Origin of the sequence: Kamptonema formosum PCC 10802 (genome assembly GCF_000332335.1) — a bacterium.
GTDB lineage: Bacteria > Cyanobacteriota > Cyanobacteriia > Cyanobacteriales > Oscillatoriaceae > Oscillatoria.
Map to the genome: position 1 here is coordinate 3,016,587 of NZ_KB235948.1, position 19,183 is coordinate 3,035,769.

Sequence of the window (19,183 nt, forward strand, 5' to 3'; positions counted from 1 at the left end):
TACGCTGTCAGTTCCTTCGCCCAAGTTCCGGGTTCGGCGCAGGTGGGAGTCAGTTCCTTCGAGACGGTTCCGACCTCCTATGCGGTGAGTTCCTACGCCGGGGTTCCGAGCTCCTACGCCGTCAGCTCCTACGCCGGGGTTCCGAGCTCCTACGCCGTCAGCTCCTACGCCGGGGTTCCGAGCTCCTACGCCGTGAGTTCTTACGAGATGGCTCCGAGCTCCTACGCCATGAGTTCTTACGAGATGGCTCCGAGCTCCTACGCCGTGAGCTCTTACGAGATGGTCACCGGCTCTGGCCAAATGATGTCCGAACAGGGCCTGAGCTCCTATGTCTTGGCTTCGGGACTGGGAATGTGGGCCATTCCTACGGTGTCCGGTCTTACCATGTCCGGCATTGGCTTCGCTGCCTCGCAACCGCCGATTCGCCCTCGCCAGTTCTGGCTGATTGCTGATGCTGAGCTGATTGTTTACGGCGCTACCGAACCTGATGCTACCGTGACGATTGGTGGGCGTCCGATTAAGCTGAATCCCGATGGCACCTTCCGCTTCCAAATGTCCTTCAAGGATGGACTGCTCGACTACCCGATCATGGCAGTGGCCGCTGATGGCGAGCAAACCCGCTCGATCCACATGCAGTTTACCCGCGAAACCCCATCACGGAATACAAACACCAAGGAAGAAGCTGTCCTGGAATGGGTGGGCTAAAGGGAATCAAGGATGAAGGCTGAATTCATTCATCCTTCTCCATTTCCACTTTTTCACCTTCCCCCGACTTCTGTCGGGGGATTATTATTGGAGCTATCAGCTATCAGCTATCCAAGCGTCACACTTCCATCTTCCTGTAAAATATAAAGCCTAAAATGCCTATGACTCCTGAAGAAATCTCCCACACATTACAGGAAATGTTTGGGGCTGCGGTTGAGATTCCGGCACCCGGTTCTTGGCAGGTAGAAACTGATAAGTTTCGCCTGTTAGTCTTGCTCTCCGAGGACCAGTCTTGGCTGCGGGTTTTGCTGCCGATTGCCCCCGTCTCAGAAGCGCAACCGTTTCTGGAACAGCTGATGGAAGCGAATTTTGATGACACGCTGGAAACTCGTTACGCCCTGCACCAGGGGGTGCTGTGGGGGGTGTTTCAGCACAGCCGGTCGAGTCTAATTCTAGCTGACTTTTCTGCCGCGCTCAGCAAACTCTTGTCGCTGCACGAGCGGAGGCTGTCTGACAGCTTCAACCGGCTGGTGGAAGATCGCATCCGCCAGATTGTCCGCACTGCGAAGCTTCAGGGGCAATCTCTGGAAGCGACGCTCCAGACTTTAGAGCGGTTCTATCAAGAAGGACTGATGGGCGATATGCAGCAGGGGGCTTCGTCTCGTGAAGCAACCCTGGCGGCTTGGCGGTATCAACTGGAACGGCTGTGGTCAGAAGAGGAACCCTAAACAATTTTAGTTTTTACCTTTTAGGTTTTCAAAAAAGGCTTACCCGTTCTCTAGTTACCCAAAGCGTTTTGGGTAATTCTCTGTTTTCCCTTGGCGCTCCTTCACAGCCGAGGTTGGCAAAAGTTAACATCTCCATTCTAACCGCTACAGGAAAGTGTCAAGCCTACAATCAGCGCGGCAGAACCTGCAAAATTGCCAAATGGACATCATCGAGATTCTCAAACAGGACTATCAGCGATTTCCAGCTGACCAGACTTACAGCATTTATGCTGAAGATGTCTACTTTCAAGACCCGATGAACCGGTTCCGAGGTATAGAGCGCTACCGGCAAATGATAGGGTTTATCGGCACTTGGTTTATTGATATTAAGCTGGATTTGCGCGACATCCGCCGCACCGGCAATACCATTGAAACCCGATGGACGCTCAGCTGGACTGCGCCGGTGCCCTGGAAACCCCGCATGGCAATCCCGGGCCTTAGTGAGTTAAAACTCAACGCACAGGGACTGATTGAAAGCCATATCGATTACTGGGACTGCTCCCGGGCAGACGTCCTCAGGCAGCTGTTGCCGGTGAAAAATCGCTAAAGTAAATAAATGTAAAGAATTTTCAGGCGGGGGTTGACTGTCCATGCGTTTAATTTTGATGACCGGCAAAGGGGGGGTGGGCAAGACGTCTGTGGCCGCTGCCACCGGCTTGCGCTGTGCGGAGTTGGGCTACAAGACGCTTGTCCTGAGCACAGATCCGGCTCACTCCCTGGCAGATAGCTTTGACATGGAACTTGGCCACGATCCGCGCCCCGTTAGGAAAAACCTCTGGGGAGCGGAACTGGATGCCCTGATAGAATTGGAATCGAACTGGGGAGCGGTCAAGCGCTACATTACCCAAGTCCTGCAAGCTCGGGGACTAGATGGCGTTCAGGCTGAAGAACTGGCAATTTTACCGGGCATGGATGAGATATTCGGCTTAGTCCGGATGAAACGTCATTACGACGAAGGGGAGTACGACGTTCTGATTATTGACTCGGCTCCCACCGGCACGGCACTGCGACTGCTGAGTTTGCCGGAAGTCAGTGGCTGGTATATGAGGAGATTCTACAAACCGCTGCAAGGCATATCGGTGGCGCTCAGACCTCTGGTGGAGCCGATCTTCAAACCGATTGCCGGTTTTTCTCTGCCGGATAAAGAGGTGATGGATGCGCCCTATGAATTCTACGAGCAGATTGAGGCCCTGGAAAAGGTGCTGACGGACAACACCCAAACTACGGTGCGGTTGGTGACCAATCCTGAGAAGATGGTGATTAAGGAATCTTTACGCGCCCACGCCTATTTGAGTCTGTACAATGTGAGTACGGACTTGGTGGTGGCCAATCGGATTATTCCTGAGTCTGTAACCGATCCGTTCTTCCAGCGCTGGAAGGAAAATCAGAAGCAGTACCGGCACGAGATTCACGAGAATTTCCGCCCGCTGCCGGTGAAGGAAGTTCCCCTGTATTCTGAGGAGATGTGCGGTTTGGAGGCGCTCGACCGGCTGAAGGAGACGCTGTATCCGGATGAAGATCCGGCGCAAGTTTATTATAAGGAAACCACACTCAGGGTGGTGCAGGAGAAGAATCAGTACAGTTTGGAACTGTACTTGCCGGGTGTGCCTAAAGGGAATGTCCAGCTGAGCAAGACGGGGGATGAGTTAAACATCCGGATTGGGAATCACCGGCGCAATTTGGTGCTGCCACAAGCGCTGGCGGCTTTGCAGCCGGCGGGGGCGAAGATGGAGGATGACTATCTGAAGATTCGCTTTGCGGATGCGGCTAGGGTTTAGAGCTGATGCATGAAAGTAATTGTTGAGCCTGAAAGGGGTCCAGAAACCGGGTTTCTTGAAGAAACCCGGTTTCTTGTGCCTTCACTTTTTCAAGCTAAATTAGTTCTTAGGCTTTCGCCTCCTGACCGAGATGTTGACAGACTCGGTTGTTTATGCTATGAAGGATATTGTAAAATATTGCCAATTTTCAGGAAGTAGAATTGCGGTTTTCGGCGTTGCCCCTGAGTGAGAAAGGGGTGACGCCTTTGAGGTTTTTGGGGGAGTTATTTGGGGGGTGAGGCGAGGGTGCCGGTAGAGCCGGTGTGGGCATTTTATGCCATGCCGGTGCTTACCTCTAAACTTGCAGCCCTAAACTGCAGATGATTAGCCACAGCAACCAGTTCTTCCTCAACCTCAATCATAAAGCCAATTACTCAGAAATTCTACCTGATTCTGCATTTCCTCCGCTGACGCACGCCGCAATTAACCTCAGGATGCCTCTCATCTGAGTTCCTATTGAGTAACCCTGTTGCGACAAAATAATGCCGGCGTGGGATTGTCCCTGTTCAAGCAGAGTGGTGTGCAGCCGGTAAAAATCCCTGATATTGAAGCTGTAAATGACACGATTATTCGCTTGCGCCCAATTCAGCTGTTCTTCATCACTGCGTCTGAGCATTCCGGCTTCGGCGACAGTAATCACATCCACACTGCGAGCGCGCAAACCTTGCAGCAGTGCTTCCCGTCTCGCGTCTTCATCCAGGTACAGACAAATAGCGCTCATGGTTGCTGAACCTTTTTTTTACTGTGCAGTGCCGCTAACCGCAAATATTCTGCCTCTTCCTCCGCCAAATCTGCTTCAATCTCATTGCGGTTGGCGTGGCAGTAAGCCAGCGCTGCGTAAACCTGTGCCAGCGTGGTCCCATCTCAGAGACAATCTCTTCCGCGTGCAAACCTTGCTTGTACAAAACAGCAATACGCCGGACTGATGTGCCGGTGCCGGCAATGATAGGACGCCCCCCGCGCAGTTGGGTATCTCTTGTAATCAGTGTGCCGATATCCACCACAGTTGCCAAGGCTTTTCCCTCCCGTATCTGTTCCGCTCAGATATTCTATTGTAGCATGTTCATCGCATTTGAGGCAGCGCTTTAGATAAATTTTACAGTTAGGGCTGTGAAATTCTGCCGGTCGCCCATAAGAAAATCGGCTTTCAGAGATTGGCAGTAGGGGCGCGGCACCGGCAAGCCCCTGGATTCGGGGATCATAGCGGTTTTCAGTTGGATGAAGTACATACCAGAAACCCGGTTTCTAAGAAACCGGGTTTGTCAGTACCTCACTCAGATGAAAACCGCTATCAGCTATGAGAGAATCAGTTTAGACTAAAGCCCTCACTCAGCAGGCAGCAAAAGTTCTCTCACCGGCAAGTCCGCACATCTTGGCCGGTTTGCGCGCTTCAGCCGGTGCGACGAGCGAGCGCAATCTCTTGCCATAAAAAAAGCCCGCCGGCGCGGGCTAAAGTTTGTGTAGCTGCCGGTTTCAAACGGTGGGGCTAAAGCCCAACTACAAACGGTGAGCCGGCTGCAAAGATTTGGTCACGCTCTTAACTGCACCGGCATCACCAAAAATGTCTGTTTCTGACCGGAAAGAGGTGTCAGGATCACCGGACTTGTCATGTCATTGAGCTTCACCGTCACTTCTGAACTGGACATGGTTTTCAAAATATCCATCAGATATCTCACATTGAAGGCAATTTCTTTCGGCTCATCTCCCGAAATCTCTGCCGGCAGTGCCTCGCGCCCGCTGCCAACATCCTGAGCCTCTACAGACAAATAAATCTGCTGGCTGTCGCTGTCAACAGTACACTTGACAATATGGTTTTTTTGGTCAGCCAGCACTGCGATGCGCTCCAAAGCGCTCAGAAGCCGCCGGCGCTCCAAATTGATTTCGCTTAAGAACTGATTGGGAATCAGCATCCGGTAATTCGGGTACAGCCCCTCCAGTTTTCGACTGGTCAAGCGCTGAGAGCCCAACTCAAACACAATTTGACCCCCATCCAAATGGAGAGCGACAGGTTCAGGAGACTGTCGCATCCCTATCATCCGTTCGAGTTCTCGCAACGCCCTTGCGGGAACCGTCACTTCCAATTCTTCTACCTTGCTGCCCTCCTCATACTCTTCCTCCTCGTCTTCACTGGCGTTGGTAACTGTTTCCACCACAGCTAGCCGGTGCCCGTCTGTAGCGGCAAATTCTATGCCGTCTTGCTGGAGTGTCAGGTGCACGCCGGTGAGCACCTGTTTTGTTTCATCCGGACTGCTGGCGAACAAACAGCCCCGGACTCCTTCAATTAACGCTTCTGCCGGCAGATAAATGGCTTCGCCCTCTTCAATCACCGGCAGTGCTGGAAAATCTGCCGCTTCCATTCCCCGCACGGTGTAGCTTCCTGAAGTCGAGGTCAGGGTGGCAATAATGCTTGTCTCCGCCCCTTCGCTCTCTCCATCCTCCGCTCGGTCTTCCAGGGTGATTTGTCCCTCCGGCATTCTGGAAACGATCTCGTTCAAAATTTTGGCCGGCAGAGTGATTTCCCCACTCTCCTCCACTTGTGCGGCAAAACTGGTGCGAATCCCAACAGAAAGGTCAAATCCAGTTAGCTGAACCTGCTGCGTTTCTTCATCAGCGGTTAAAAGCACGTTTGCAAGCACTGGATGGGTTGGGCGAGAGGGAACGGCTCGACTGACCAGTGAGAGATTGGTACTGAGGTCACTTTGGGCACAAACCAGCTTCATAACCTTTCTTTGGACTTGTTGAACGGACTGCACGCGCTTCCGGGCAAAAATTGCCTGGAAGCAAATCCTAGCATGTAGGGCGGGCGTCGGGCGTGAGGATTTTGGATGCTCGGATTTTGGATGCCCGGATTTTGGATTTTGGATTGGGCATGGGGCATGGGGCATGGGGCATTGGGTCACTTAAGCTGTTGCGCATTTAATTTGCTCTAGCTACATCTATGTATCGCTGGCATGATTTCGTAATAACGGCGCTAGGGAGGCTATGTTTATTTTATGCAAAAAGCAACTTAAAAGCCTAACCGCTTGTTAGCGTCTCTCCTAAGCCCTAAGCCCTAACCCCCAACCCCTAACCCCTAATGAGATGTGCTGTGGAAACTGTGGAAAAAGTTTAGAAACCGGCTTGTTGCGTAAGTTTCAGCCCTTCCCTTCCTGTGGAAAACTTGTGGAAAACCTGGCAGGCTTTTCCACAGGCCAGGGTAGATCGTTGAGGTTTTCCACCGAAACTAGGGGGTTTTACACAGATTTTCCCCAGCTTTTTCCACAGGTGCCGCCAGCGTTACTGATTCCGCACACTCAACATGTTAAGTTATTATACTTTGAATCTGCTTGTTTTAGGAAGGGGCAGAGCCTCCATAGTTGCGTTAATTGGTATAGCCTGGGGACGAGGTGATAGAGATGGATAGAGTAAATTAAATGCGCAATAGCTGAATTTCTATCCAGAACACCGGCGGGGCGAAGGGCGGAAAGCCCCTACCCTCGCTGTCCTAACGAGCCCTATACAGCCGGACGCTGTATCACGACTGGTTTTGGGAGCGACTGGCAAAGTTGATGCGGTCGCTCAGCTGGCGCAGGGTTTGCGCCAGATTCGAGTCCGTTTCCTTGAGCTGGGCAATCTTTTCGCAGCTGTAGAGCACGGTGGTGTGGTCTTTGCCGCCAAACTCCTCGCCAATCTTGGGCAAACTCAGCTCCGTGTGCTGGCGCATCAGATACATTCCAATCTGGCGAGCTTGGCTGATTTCCCGCCGGCGGGAGCTCCCTTTCAAATCCTCTATAGAAACATCGAACATATCCACAACAGCCATCATAACGGCTGCCGGTGTGGCTTCCACCTTTTCTGTTGGGGGGTTGACAATCGGGGCAATATTCTCCACCGTCATCGGCAACCCGGAAATGGAAATATACGCCACCGCCCGAATCAAAGCGCCCTCCAGCTCGCGAATGTTGGAGGTGTAATTAGAGGCTAAATATTCTATCACATCTCGCGGCAGGCGCATATTCTCGCACTCTGCCTTTTTTTGCAGGATTGCCATCCGCGTTTCCAAATCAGGGCGCTGGATATCGGCAATCAGCCCCATCGAGAAGCGAGAGCACAGCCGCTCTTGCAGGCGCGGAATCAGGTTTGGCGGGCGGTCGGAGGCGAGAACGACTTGCTTGCCGGCTTCGTGGAGGGTGTTGAAGGTGTGGAAAAACTCTTCTTGGGTGTATTCCTTGCCTTCAATAAACTGAATGTCGTCCACCAGCAACACATCACCGGCGCGGTAGTGCTCCCGAAAGCTCTGCATGCTGTCCTTGCGAATGGCGGCAATCAGGTCATTAGTAAATTGTTCGGTGGAGACATAAAAAATCTTGGCGTCGGGGTCAATCTCCAAGCGATAGTGGGCAATGGCCTGCATGAGGTGGGTTTTTCCCAAACCGACGCCCCCGCACAGAAACAGGGGATTAAACTCCCGTCCGGGAGATTCCGCTACCGCCAGAGCGGCGGCGTGGGCCATGCGATTGTTGGGGCCGACGACGAAGCGGGAGAAAACATACTTGGGGTTGAGGTCGGTCGGTCGGGGCCGGTGGCTGTGGGCCTGTTCGGAGAGGGCTGCCGGTGGGGATGGCCAGCGGAATTCGGCCTCACCGGCACCGCCGGCAAGCTCTCCCTGGACAGTGGTGATATAAATGTCCACGGGATGCCCCAGAATGTCCTGCACGACGCCGGCAATGGTTTTGACGTAATACTTCTGCAACCAATTGCGGGCGAAGGGGTTGGGGGTGCGAATCACCAGACAATTATTTTCCAACTGCTGGGCGCTGGCTGTTTTGATCCAAGTCTCAAAAGTGGGCCGGCTCAGCTGCAGCTGCAGGCGTTCTAGGACTTGATTCCAGAGACTTTCAAGGGTAATGGCCACCGCTCACCTCCGTGAACCGTCCGACAAAATGAGTTTAACAAAGACTTTACTGAACGGCGCACAGGACCGGCAGAGGTCTTGGGCCCGCCTCGCCATGCTGCCCCGGAGTTCTCATTTAACTATAATAATAAAGTCAAGGCAAACAGCGCGCCCGCCCCCGGGCCAGAATCGAGTCAGGCACATTTGTTCTCGGAAAAGCAAGGCAGCTGAAAAGGGGTGTCATGGATATTCCCGGAAAAACCGATAAAGACGGCAAATTCTCTTGGAAGCAACCGGCAATTTACCTGTTGCTGGTACTGGTGGCAGCAAGCGGAACGTTTCTGTTCGCTCGCTTCCTAAAAGCCAATCCCTGGCTGCTCTCCCCAGACGCTCGCGGGCCACAACCCCTCAAGACTGAGCCGAGAAACCGCTCAAACAGTGCCAGGATTGCCCAACTGCTGCCACTGAGCCCCGGGAACAATTTTATTGTGGCCGCAGTGGAAAAGGTGGGACCGGCGGTAGTGCGCATCGACGCTTCCCGAACCGTGGCCCGCAGGCGGCCAACCAGGTTTGAAGATCCCATGTTCCGGCGGTTTTTTGGCCGGCGGGTGCCCGAAGAGCGCCTGGAGCGAGGCAGCGGTTCTGGCTTTATCATCAGTCCCAACGGCGAGATTATCACCAACGCCCACGTGATTGATGGCGCTGACCGGGTGGAGGTGACGCTCAAGGACGGTCGCAGCTTCACCGGCAAGGTGCTCGGGACAGACCCGGTGACCGATGTGGCGGCGGTTAAGATTGATGCCACTGACTTGCCGGCGGTGACCATAGGCGATTCCGAACAGCTGCACCCCGGAGAGTGGGCGATCGCGATTGGCAACCCCTTGGGTTTGGACAACACCGTCACCGCCGGCATCATCAGCGCCACCGGTCGCTCTAGCAACCAAATCGGCGTCCCTGACAAGCGCGTTGGCTTTATTCAAACGGATGCGGCGATTAATCCGGGGAACTCCGGGGGCCCGCTTCTCAATGCTGCCGGTGAGGTGATTGGCATGAATACGGCGATTATCAGCGGCGCTCAAGGGCTGGGTTTTTCCATCCCGATTAACACCGTTGAGCGCATCGCCGAGCAGCTGATTGCTAAGGGAAAAGTTGAGCATCCTTTCTTGGGCATCGAAATGGTGACTCTGACCCCCGCAATTCAGAAAGAGATTAACGCTGATCCCAACATTGGCATGCGCGTGGAAGTTGAGGGGGGCGTGTTAATTCGCAGGGTGATTCCCGGATCGCCGGCAGCTCAGGCGGGTGTGCTGGCGGGCGATGCGATCCAAAAGATTAACGGTCAGCCGGTGGCTGCGGCGGAAACCGTTCAGCAGATTGTGGAAAATAGCAGCGTCGGTGCCCGGTTGCTTTTGCAACTCAACCGCAGCGGTAAAATCCTCAATTTAGAGGTGCGACCGGGCCCGATGCCGGTGCTCCCTGAGTAGCCCGGGGAAGCAGAAAGCAGGGGCAGAGGAAAAATTGTAATGATGAGCAGTTAACCGAACATGCTATAGCAGTTCTAAATGATTTGCGCAACCGCGCTTGGCCCAGACCCCCGGTTTCTTAAAGAAATCGGGGGTCTGAAATTTCCACGAAGGATTTAGACGCACTATATAAAGACCGGCTCTTTTATCAGGGTTCATGAGAAGCGCTCCAGGGATTGGGGAGCTTTAGGTTTTGCCATTGAGTCTGTAAGGAGGTGAGATCCGCAGCGCTGGGAGCGAACTTCAACCCACCGAAGAGCAAAGCCGCCAAAAGAACTGCAATGCAGGAGGTCAGATAAACAGGGCGTGACATCCGTGCCCGGTCTTGCTGCTGCCTGTTGCCACGGAGACTGTCCCAGCGTTTGGCTCGCACCGTCACTTCCGTTTTAGCAACGCTGATCAGTTCCAGTTGGCCCAACTCCCTGAATGCCTTGAGAATCTCGCGCTCACTGTAGGGAAAATCCCTAAACTCCGCACTCCAGGCTTGAAAGTCTCGCAAGTCCAGTTTTATAATATTATTATTTTTAGTGGAAACTTTCTGAACAATCCACTGATACAGTAGACCAGCACACGGGGTCAGATTTTCTTGTAGCATTCGCGTTAAGGGAACTCCGTCTTCCCAGTATCATAGGGCTTATATATCTTTCCCACTGAGCTGACGCCAAGCTGCAGGTCTGGCAAAAGTTGTAACAATTCGTAAGATAAGAGGCAACTGCGCCGTGCCGGTGGCACTTCCCCAACACTCTTGTCTGTTAATGTTATAATCTAGGAGTGATGCCCCATGACTGAAATACTGCCCATCTCGCAACTGGGCAATCCAGTGCTGCGCCGGCAAGCGGTGCCGGTGGAGCGCGTCAGCGACTGGCGCATTCAAAAGCTGATTGATGACTTAATCGCAACCGCCGGCAAAGCCAATGGCGTCGGGATTGCTGCGCCGCAAGTGGCGGAATCTCATCGCTTGTTTATCGTCGCGTCTCGCCCCAGCCCGCGCTATCCCTCCGCGCCGGTGATGGAACCGACGGCGATGATTAACCCTCGTATCCTCGCACACTCAACTGAGGTCGTCAAAGACTGGGAAGGCTGTTTGAGCGTTCCGGGAATTCGCGGGCTGGTTCCCAGATATCAGGCGATAGAGGTGGAATACACCAGCCGGGAGGGCAAGCTCTGCCGGCAAGTCCTGGCAGATTTTGTCGCCCGAATTTTTCAGCACGAATACGACCATCTGGATGGTATTGTGTTTTTAGATCGGGTGGGGAGCTCCCAGGAACTGATGGCTGAACAGGAATACCAGTTGCGGATTGTTCAGAAGCAGTAATATCGGCTGAAGAACCCCACCCCCCAACCCCCTCCCCGCAAGCGGGGAGGGGGAGAAAGAGGGAGAAAGAGATGGGGGTTACATAAACCCGCCCCCACCACACTTGTCAAGAAACCTGATTTCGGAGGAGGGAACAGATTTCCCTTGAGCAGACAAAACTCAGCAAAAAAAAACGATGAATGAAACAATAAGCCAGAATTTCAGAAAGCAGGGTGCGCCGCAGCGATCTTTAAAACTTTACTCCTGAACCGCGTTACCGGCAATCACCTCACTGTACCAGAGAGCACTCTGCTTGGGAATGCGCTCCTGCGTTTCGCAATCAACCCGCACCAAGCCGAAGCGCGGCGCGCAGCCGTGAGCCCACTCAAAGTTATCCATCAGACTCCAAACATAATATCCGCGCACATCGACGCCTTGCTGAATCGCGTCGTGCGCCGCCATAAAGTGATCCCGCAGGTAATTCACGCGCCCCCAGTCCGCCACAAAACCGCTGGCGTCGGGGGTGTCTTTGAGAGCGCAACCGTTCTCGGTGATGTATATTTTGGGGCTGCCGAAGTTTTCTTTAATATCGAGCAACACTGCCAATAAACCGGCAGGATTGACGCCCCACCCCATCTCAGTTCGTCCCCAACCCGGTGCGGAAACCGGCTGGGAAACGTGCTTGAGCAAACCGCCCCACTGGGCAAAAGATATGGTTTCGGTGGTATAGTAATTCACGCCCAAAAAGTTCACCGGCTGCCTGATTATCTCCATGTCGCCTTCTTGTATTTTTGGCGCATGGGAGCCAATCCAGTCGAACAGCATTTCCGGGTAACTCCCTTTGAACAGCGGCTGCAGGAACAGTGCGCTATTGTTCTCGTATACGCGCTGCGCTGCGGCGCGGTCCGCCGAGCTGTCGCTTGCCGGCAGGTAGTGGCCAAAGCTGAGCACAATGCCAATCTCGCCAGATCCGCCTTCCGCGCGAAACGCCTGAACTGCTTTGCCGTGCGCCAGCAGCAGGTGATGCGCCGTCTGGTAGGCTTGGGAATAATCGGCAATTCCCGGCGCAAAAATGCCGTAGGCGTAACCGAGGAAGGCGAGCACCCACGGCTCGTTGTGGGTGGACCACATGGCCACGCGGTCGCCGAGCCGGCGGAACACCACACGCGCATACTCGGCAAACCAGTCGGCGCTGTCGCGGTTTGGCCACCCACCGGCATCTTGAATCGCTTGGGGCAAATCCCAGTGGTTGAGGGTGGCGCTGGGGGCAATACCGGCTTCCAGCAGCTTGTCAGCCAGCCGGTCGTAAAAATCCAGCCCTTTTTCGTTGACATCTCCGCGCCCTTGTGGTATAATGCGCGGCCAGGAGATAGAAAAGCGGTAACTGTTCAGCCGGAGTTCTTTGATCAGGGCGACATCTTCCGGCATGCGGTGATAGTGATCGCAGGCGACATCGCCGGTGTCGCCGTTGAGGATAGTGTGCTGCCGGTGGGTGAACCGGTCCCAGATGCTTTCGCCCTTGCCATCTTCATCCCACGCCCCTTCAATTTGGTAGGCGGCGGTGGCTGCGCCCCAGAGGAAGTTTTCGGGAAATTTTCGCAAACTCATAGCAATTTGAGATTTGAGATTGGCGTAACGTTCAGAAGTCTGAAACCGGATTTATTGGAGAAACCCGGTTTCTAAATCTCAGTCACCTAAAGAATAAATACCGAGTCCCAATGACCAGGAGAAAGATGCCGTAGAGTTTTTTCATCGTCTCGCTGCTGATGTAGGGCTGATTGGCGAATATCGCCCCGAAAAGGTTGCCAATGACCAGACCAAGAGCAATCACCAGGGAATACTTAATATTGAGGTTGCCCTTCTGATAGTAGACAATGGCGGCCAGAATGCCAATGGGCAAAATCTGAGCGGCAACAGAAGTGCCGGTGGCGAACTTTTGATCCATGCCCAGCAGAAGCACCATTGCCGGCACCATAATTGCGCCGCCACCAATGCCGAACATACCGCCGGCAACGCCGGCAACTAAACCGATGAGGAGGAGTGAGAGTAAAATGTTAGGCATGCGTAAAGTTTCAATTTTTTCAGAAGGTGAAAAATGACAGCCAGCCAGGTGTTATAGAGCGGAAGTCTGGGATTAAAAATCGAGGAAAAGAAACCGGATTGTTCTGACCGGCGTTCTAGTGGCAAAGGGGAGGAAGGGGGGGCAGCCACCTGGGGAGCCCCTACTTTTTGGCAGTGCCCCAGAAAGGATAAAATAGTTTAGGAAAAATTCTCCTCCTCCAAATAGTCTTCCTCAAATTCTTCTTCCTCTTCAAATCCAAATCTTTTGGCGACGGCGGGATCGGAAGTGAAGAAGTGAGCGTAGTCGTCCTCAGCGCCTCCCTCCAGAACAACGCCGGCGGAACGCATCGCGCGCAGATCCTCGACTGCGGCTTCCAGCCCGTCTATCATATCGTCAATGGTTTCCGCATCAGTCGTCAAAAACTTGTTGCGCCAAGTCAGGTAGTATTTGGGACTCATTAGCTACTCCTTTCAATCAATTGACATTCTAGGGGTTGGGCTTATAGCCCGCTGAGTTGACACCGGCTCGCAGATTGCCGGCGCACCGTTGGTAGTTGGGCTTTAGCCCCAAGGTTTGTAGTTGGGCTTTAGCCCCACGGCTTGTAGTTGGGCTTTAGCCCCACAGTTTGTAGTTGGGCTTTAGCCCCGCCGGTGCACCCTGGAGAGGTTGTCAGGGGCACCGGCAGGCGCGGGGGGGCACCGGCAGGCACGCTTTCCTGCCCCTATAGACAATATGGCATGCAACGCCAAAGAGGAATCACATCCGGTCGAGGACTTGAATTCCCAACAGCGACAGTCCCAGCTTCAGGGTTCGCGCCGTCAAATCGCACAGCGCCAAGCGGGATGTGCGCTGCGGTTCATCCGACTGCAAGACGCGACACTCCTCATAGAACTTATTGAACTTCTGGCTGAGTTCAAACAGATACTGGCAGAGGCGATTGGGCAGCAAATCATCCTCAACCTGGGCGATAACTTCGCTCAGCTGCAATAAATGCTTCGCCAGTACGAGTTCGGTTTCCTCCCCCAACAGAATTTTGGCGTCCGATCCCAGACGGTCGAAATCGATGTTACCCTGCCGGCTGATCCCCCGAATCCGCACATAGGCATATAACATGTAAGGAGCCGTATTGCCCTGCAAAGCCAGCATCTTGTCGTAACTGAAGATGTAATTGCTGTTGCGGTTTTGACTCAAGTCGGCATATTTTACTGCACTGATGCCAACAACCTTGGCAACTTCAGCGATAAATTCCTCCGACTCCTCGCGCCCTTCTTCCTGGAGTCTGGCTTCCAAATCCGCACGCGCCCGCCCGACGGCTTCATCCAGCAAATCCCGCAACCGCACTGTTTCCCCAGAGCGAGTTTTCAGCTTCGTGCCGTTTTCTCCGAGCACCAGCCCAAAAGGAACGTGCACGACTTGCACGCCTTCAGGAATCCAGCCGGCGCGTTTTGCCACTTGGAAAAACTGGGCGAAGTGAGTGGACTGACCGGCATCGGTGACGTAGACAATCCGCTTTGCCCCGTCTTGCTGGATGCGGTAGCGCAGCGCTGCTAAATCTGTCGTGGCGTAGTTGTAGCCGCCATCGGATTTTTGCACGATCAGCGGCAGGGGCTGTCCCTCTTTGTTGGTGAAGCCTTCCAGAAAAACGCACTTTGCGCCTTGATTTTCCACCAGCAAGCCGGTTTTTTCCAAATCTTCCAGCACTGCTGGCAGCAAGGGGTTGTAGAACGATTCGCCGCGCTCTGTCAGGCCAACGTTGAGGATGTCATAAATGACTTGAAACTCGCGGCGGGATTGCTCGCAAAGCAGCTGCCAAGCGCGGCGGGTGTCTTCGGCCCCGGCTTGCAGTTTAACTACTTCTTTGCGGGCGGTTTCTTGGAACGCTTCATCCTCATCAAACCGCTTTTTTGCTTGTTTGTAAAAGCTGACTAAATCGCCTAAATCGAGGGCGTTAGCTGTGGTGAGCGCTTCTGGGTGAACTTCCCGCAGGTAGGCGATCAGCATGCCGAACTGGGTGCCCCAGTCGCCGACGTGGTTGAGGCGCAGCACGTCGTGACCTTTAAATTCCAAGATGCGGGCGATGCAGTCTCCGATAATGGTGGAGCGCAAGTGCCCGACGTGCATTTCTTTAGCAATGTTGGGGCTGGAAAAATCCACCACTTCCCGCTGCGGCGTTTTTGCCAAAGGCACTCCGAGGCGCTGATCAGCTCCCACAGCCATCAGCTGGCTTTCCAGATATGCCGGTTTGATGGTAAGATTGATAAATCCGGGGCCGGCGACTTCTGGAGGGGCGCACAAATCGCTGACATTGAGATGTTTAACCAGCTGTTCTGCGATGGCGCGAGGAGGTTTCCCCAATTTTTTGGCTAGGGACATGGCCGCATTGGACTGGTAGTCGCCAAACTTGGGATTGCTGGCGGGGACGAGCATGGGATCGGTGCCGGTCATTCCGTCGCCAAAGGCGGCGGTGAAGGCTTGGTCAAAGCGAGCTTTCAGCTGTTCGAGGGTGGAGTTCATGATGCGAGTCGGAAGGCTAGACCAAAGAGCGGTTAGCGTGCGGGTCGTGCTTATCTAATGTAGCAAGCTTTCGCCGCAAACATCAAAGCTGCCTCACCCTGCAAGGGGGGGCAATCGGGTAGCCGGCGCGCCAAAGGCTAGTGCCGGTGGCAGAAAAGGGCGAACTCCACCTTATTTATTATCTTTTTTTTGCCGTTTATCTGACCTTGAAAGCCCGGCTGTTATTAAAGTTCGGCTGGTTTAAATTTGTCCAAAGAGCGTTAAATATTTACGGCTCGTCGGGAAGCTGGGTCGCTCTCGCTCTCCGCTAGAATAGGGGCGGGGTTCCCCCGCCGGGAGAGCCTTCATAAATTCGGTTTCTCTGGCAGGTATGCGCAATCCCTTATATTATTAGACAACAAGTTTGATAAAGCCCCGGCGCACGCCGTAAAGGAGGCGGTTTATAATCGCGTGATGCTCTTCGGAAATTGAGTCGTTTAAAAGTACAGCCCTAATCCGCTGCCGGTCGATGGGAGTGAGAAAGCCAGAGAGAAGGACTTGGCCAAATAGATCCTCTAGAGAGAGGGCAGATTGCTGTTTTAGATAGGGAAAGGTGCGAACGGGATTTTGCATGAGCATAAGATTCACCTCTTTCAACTCGTTGCTACTTTTATCTTGTCGCGCCGTTCCTGCAATGACATCAGCAGAAGTGCTAATTTTGGTTGAGCGCTTGTTCCGCAGCATCCCTATCCGTACAATCCGGGAAACACTATCCGTAAAATTACGTAAATCCGCCGGCACAGTTGCGTGTGGCGAGTCGCCCTGACGCCGGTCAGGCGAAGTGTTTGCTGCGCTCCACCTGTGCGGCGCAACCCGTTAATATTCAGTGCGCTCTATTGCCCTGAATGCTGGCTAATTTATAAAGGAAATATTAAATTTGCCTGCGCTGCCGGCAGGCGCAGCTTTCCAGGAATTTGACCGTCTGTAGGGCTTTAGCCCAACTACGAACTTTGGGCTTTAGCCCAACTACGAACTTTGGGCTTTAGCCCAACTACGAACTTTTGGGCTTTAGCCCAACTACGAACTTTGGGCTTTAGCCCAACTACGAACTTTTGGGCTTTAGCCCAACTACGAACTTTTGGGCCTGGGATATCGCGTTTCTCCTTTGGATGGACTACTGCCCAGAAACCCGGTTTCTTTAAGAAACCGGGTTTCTCAGTCCCGTTCTATGCAATTTAGAAGCGCAAGATTTCTCGGTCGTAATTTTCGGGAAACGGTTCTGTCTCCCACACTAATCCTTCTCCCGGAGCCAAAGACACCTCGATGTAAAGCTCGTCTCGCGCCAGTTCTGCCACATCTTCATTATTGTCAAAGGCTTGCAAGTCTTCCGTTAAAATTCTTAACTTAAAGCCGCCTGGAATTAATCCACCCGGAGAGGTATTTCGCAGTTGAAAGCGCCAAACCGGCGGGTCGGAATCATCTACAGGAAAGACGCGCAATTCATAGGACTGACCGGCAATGAGCAGTGGGCGAGAGACGGCCCGCTCTGCCGGTGATTCTTCTCCTCTAGATCCTGCAACATTTGCCTGAAGCTCAAGGAGTCCCCAGCCGATATTTTCGGCTAGGTATGAAACCCCAGAACTCAGCCAGTTTTTGACAGACCGCTGCTCTGGCAATCCCAGACGCCGTTCGTACAGCTGCTGTCGAGTGCCGCCATGTTCCAGCAAGGCTCCCCACAGTTCAAAAGGGACGGCCAGTCGAGGCTCATAAATCTCAGGATTGCCCAAACGCAGGAGCAAGTTTTCGGCTTGGTTTTGCGGTAAAATAGGCAGAGGTGCGAGCGCCGCACGGGTTGTTTCTTGCGGACACAGCTGGCGCGCCACCCACAGGACATTCAGGTCGAGAATTAGCTCGTCGGACGGCAAAGAGTAGGTGCGGTCGCGGCTATCGTAGGTGCCGGCTGTTTTCAAGTGTTCGTGAGTGGTATATCCCCAAAGGAGCACACCTCCTTCATCCGGATTGACTTGCGCTGCTATATAATAGTCAGCCGCCCAACTGGGAATATCTACCCATTCTTGCGGGACGCGCAATTCGCTCAAGTCGATGGTATCGGTAGGAATGAATACCAGTCGAGCGTTATCTAATTCAATAGCCGTTCCAGTGACGGCTTGCCAAAAACTGAGCAGCGCTGCCCGAGATGGCCAAGGCTTGGCTGCCGGTGCGTACTCCTCTTGCACCCAGGGAAGCACGGCACTGAGGGTGAGTTGATTGAGATAGGCATTCCAGCGACAGTTTGGCCAGACAAAAGATTGACTTTGCGGCCAAGCGCGAGTTATATCTTCGCGGGCCAACTCTAGCCAGACTTGGGTGGGTTCAAAAATAAGCGTCTCCTCACTCATAAGAGCTACTCCATTTCAGAGGACAGTTCAGGTGGCCTGTAGTGGGAATTGAGCCAGCCTTCTAGAATTTGGCTGATATCTTTTAATAGGTTTGAAGCCAGAGAAATATGCAGGGCATTTTGGCTCCACTGCGCCAGCGCCAGCAGCAGGGTTTCCCTGGATTTGGTAAGCCGGCGAGAAACAGTGTACTGCTTGATTTCCAGCTGACGGGCTATCTGCTGTTGAGTTAAGCCTTCACCGTAGTAAAGTTGCAGCAAGGTTTGTCCTTGACTGTCGAGACTGTTGAGCGCGGCGGTTAAAGCCGCACGCATCTGGGTTGCCAGCGCCAATCGATTCTGTTCTTCTTCCCGGTCAATGATTTCGGTGAGTAAAGATTCTGAGAGACTGTCTGGAAGATCGGAGAGGAACTCATCAGAATCGTCTCCAGACGTAGGCGCATTTAGGGAAACCTGAGCCGGATATAGATAGGAGCGAGCGGCTTTGGCGCAAGTCAGCAGCCATTTTTCCAAGAGATCGGCGCTGCACTTGGGAGCGGATGGGCTGAGTTCGTTCAGGCGCTCTTTGTTGTAAAGATTGGCAATCGCTTCCTTTGTGGCGCTATCCGGTGGGGGGAGTTGGCGAGTTGCAGTGGCTTGCGCCGGCGCGTACAGGGTTTTGAAGCATTTCCAGGCTAAAACGTAGCTAGCAATTTCTTCGCCTGACCGGCCAGCCTGCTGTAAAGATTCCACCAGCCGCTTCTGGCTGAGCCGGCGCAATAGGGCCCAATTCGTGGAAACATCGACCTCCTGGCGCTGTCGCAGCTCGTTGCGCAGCGCACTGCTGAAAATGGCGCTGGCATAGTTTTTCAGGCTGTATCCCTGCGTTGGGTTAAATCCCTTGAGGACAGTATCGACCGCAGAGATGGCCATCTGGAAACAGTCAGAGAGCGCGTAGTGGGTGCTGGCCAAGGTGGCCGAGGTTTTTTTGGCCGTCCAGTAACAGGATTCTTGCAAGTAAGCCGTCAGGTGCGAGCGTGCGAGAGTTGTGCCGGCATGTCCCGCCTGAGGTGCCGGTTGAGCTTTCCACAGTTTGTGCCAGTACAGCGCCCAAAAATTTTCCTCTTTTTCCGACCTCTGCAATTGCTCTAGGCAGTTTTGCATACTCCGGCGCAGTTTCGGGTCGCTGGCCCAGCCGGCGGGCAGCTCGGCGTTAAATTGCAGGAACGTGGAAAACATGTCAATCAGGCTCTGACGGGGACGCATATATCACAC

18 protein-coding genes and 1 pseudogene are annotated in these 19,183 nt (G+C 53.6%); 6 read left to right on the top strand and 13 right to left on the bottom strand.

From position 1 onward, the window contains the following. The 4 genes and pseudogenes from OSC10802_RS54360 to OSC10802_RS0112945 all read left to right on the top strand — a co-directional run. Positions 1–705, top strand: a pseudogene (locus OSC10802_RS54360) (hypothetical protein); the annotation flags it as partial. A 161-nt stretch (positions 706–866) separates the two neighbouring features. Continuing rightward, a complete protein-coding gene (locus tag OSC10802_RS0112935; RefSeq protein ID WP_017717190.1) occupies positions 867–1,433 on the top strand; it encodes a hypothetical protein in 567 nt (188 codons plus the stop codon). A gap of 199 nt (positions 1,434–1,632) precedes the next feature. After that, positions 1,633–2,019, top strand: coding sequence for a C6orf136 family protein (locus tag OSC10802_RS0112940; RefSeq protein WP_017717191.1), 387 nt, complete (start codon positions 1,633–1,635; stop codon positions 2,017–2,019). A 43-nt stretch (positions 2,020–2,062) separates the two neighbouring features. Beyond that, positions 2,063–3,250 carry a TRC40/GET3/ArsA family transport-energizing ATPase gene (locus OSC10802_RS0112945; RefSeq protein ID WP_017717192.1) on the top strand — a complete coding sequence of 396 codons (1,188 nt, stop codon included), beginning with the start codon at positions 2,063–2,065 and terminating at the stop codon, positions 3,248–3,250. Positions 3,251–3,659: 409 nt separating this feature from the next. Here OSC10802_RS0112945 and OSC10802_RS39980 read toward each other — a convergent pair whose 3' ends face one another. The 5 genes from OSC10802_RS39980 to dnaA all read right to left on the bottom strand — a co-directional run bounded on the left by OSC10802_RS39980 (position 3,660) and on the right by dnaA (position 8,183). Continuing rightward, positions 3,660–4,010 (bottom strand): DUF5615 family PIN-like protein, encoded by a 351-nt coding sequence (locus OSC10802_RS39980; protein WP_232731670.1) that lies wholly within the window; start codon positions 4,008–4,010, stop codon positions 3,660–3,662. Positions 4,011–4,044: 34 nt separating this feature from the next. Further along, on the bottom strand, positions 4,045–4,293 hold the full coding sequence (locus tag OSC10802_RS39985; RefSeq protein WP_369797117.1) for a DUF433 domain-containing protein: 249 nt from the start codon (positions 4,291–4,293) through the stop codon (positions 4,045–4,047). Positions 4,294–4,374: 81 nt separating this feature from the next. Next, positions 4,375–4,518: a hypothetical protein gene (locus OSC10802_RS49695; RefSeq protein ID WP_017717194.1), complete on the bottom strand. Its 144-nt coding sequence runs from the start codon at positions 4,516–4,518 to the stop codon at positions 4,375–4,377. Positions 4,519–4,818: 300 nt separating this feature from the next. After that, on the bottom strand, positions 4,819–6,009 hold the full coding sequence (gene dnaN, locus OSC10802_RS0112970) for a DNA polymerase III subunit beta (protein ID WP_017717195.1): 1,191 nt from the start codon (positions 6,007–6,009) through the stop codon (positions 4,819–4,821). A 794-nt stretch (positions 6,010–6,803) separates the two neighbouring features. Further along, complete coding sequence (dnaA, locus tag OSC10802_RS0112980) at positions 6,804–8,183, bottom strand: chromosomal replication initiator protein DnaA (RefSeq protein ID WP_017717196.1); 1,380 nt, start codon at positions 8,181–8,183, stop codon at positions 6,804–6,806. Between the two features lie 221 nt (positions 8,184–8,404). Here dnaA and OSC10802_RS0112985 point away from each other — a divergent pair, with 221 nt between their 5' ends. Next, positions 8,405–9,646 carry an HhoA/HhoB/HtrA family serine endopeptidase gene (locus OSC10802_RS0112985; protein ID WP_017717197.1) on the top strand — a complete coding sequence of 414 codons (1,242 nt, stop codon included), beginning with the start codon at positions 8,405–8,407 and terminating at the stop codon, positions 9,644–9,646. A 187-nt stretch (positions 9,647–9,833) separates the two neighbouring features. Here OSC10802_RS0112985 and OSC10802_RS0112990 read toward each other — a convergent pair whose 3' ends face one another. Further along, positions 9,834–10,280 (bottom strand): hypothetical protein, encoded by a 447-nt coding sequence (locus OSC10802_RS0112990; protein WP_017717198.1) that lies wholly within the window; start codon positions 10,278–10,280, stop codon positions 9,834–9,836. Between the two features lie 186 nt (positions 10,281–10,466). Between OSC10802_RS0112990 and def the strand changes: the two genes are divergently transcribed. After that, positions 10,467–11,000 carry a peptide deformylase gene (def, locus tag OSC10802_RS0112995; RefSeq protein ID WP_017717199.1) on the top strand — a complete coding sequence of 178 codons (534 nt, stop codon included), beginning with the start codon at positions 10,467–10,469 and terminating at the stop codon, positions 10,998–11,000. Positions 11,001–11,237: 237 nt separating this feature from the next. Here def and OSC10802_RS0113000 read toward each other — a convergent pair whose 3' ends face one another. The 7 genes from OSC10802_RS0113000 to OSC10802_RS0113035 all read right to left on the bottom strand — a co-directional run bounded on the left by OSC10802_RS0113000 (position 11,238) and on the right by OSC10802_RS0113035 (position 19,174). Next, entirely contained in the window at positions 11,238–12,587 is a 1,350-nt protein-coding gene (locus OSC10802_RS0113000) for a GH1 family beta-glucosidase (protein WP_017717200.1), read from the bottom strand. An 82-nt stretch (positions 12,588–12,669) separates the two neighbouring features. Then, positions 12,670–13,041: a sulfite exporter TauE/SafE family protein gene (locus OSC10802_RS0113005; protein WP_017717201.1), complete on the bottom strand. Its 372-nt coding sequence runs from the start codon at positions 13,039–13,041 to the stop codon at positions 12,670–12,672. A 197-nt stretch (positions 13,042–13,238) separates the two neighbouring features. Continuing rightward, complete coding sequence (locus tag OSC10802_RS0113010) at positions 13,239–13,499, bottom strand: hypothetical protein (protein WP_017717202.1); 261 nt, start codon at positions 13,497–13,499, stop codon at positions 13,239–13,241. Positions 13,500–13,797: 298 nt separating this feature from the next. Continuing rightward, on the bottom strand, positions 13,798–15,555 hold the full coding sequence (argS, locus tag OSC10802_RS0113015) for an arginine--tRNA ligase (protein WP_017717203.1): 1,758 nt from the start codon (positions 15,553–15,555) through the stop codon (positions 13,798–13,800). A gap of 390 nt (positions 15,556–15,945) precedes the next feature. Further along, positions 15,946–16,278, bottom strand: coding sequence for a hypothetical protein (locus OSC10802_RS0113025; RefSeq protein ID WP_017717205.1), 333 nt, complete (start codon positions 16,276–16,278; stop codon positions 15,946–15,948). A gap of 491 nt (positions 16,279–16,769) precedes the next feature. Further along, complete coding sequence (locus OSC10802_RS0113030) at positions 16,770–17,933, bottom strand: DUF1822 family protein (protein WP_017717206.1); 1,164 nt, start codon at positions 17,931–17,933, stop codon at positions 16,770–16,772. Positions 17,934–17,938: 5 nt separating this feature from the next. Beyond that, a complete protein-coding gene (locus OSC10802_RS0113035) occupies positions 17,939–19,174 on the bottom strand; it encodes a sigma-70 family RNA polymerase sigma factor (RefSeq protein WP_026098430.1) in 1,236 nt (411 codons plus the stop codon). Positions 19,175–19,183: the final 9 nt, after the last annotated feature.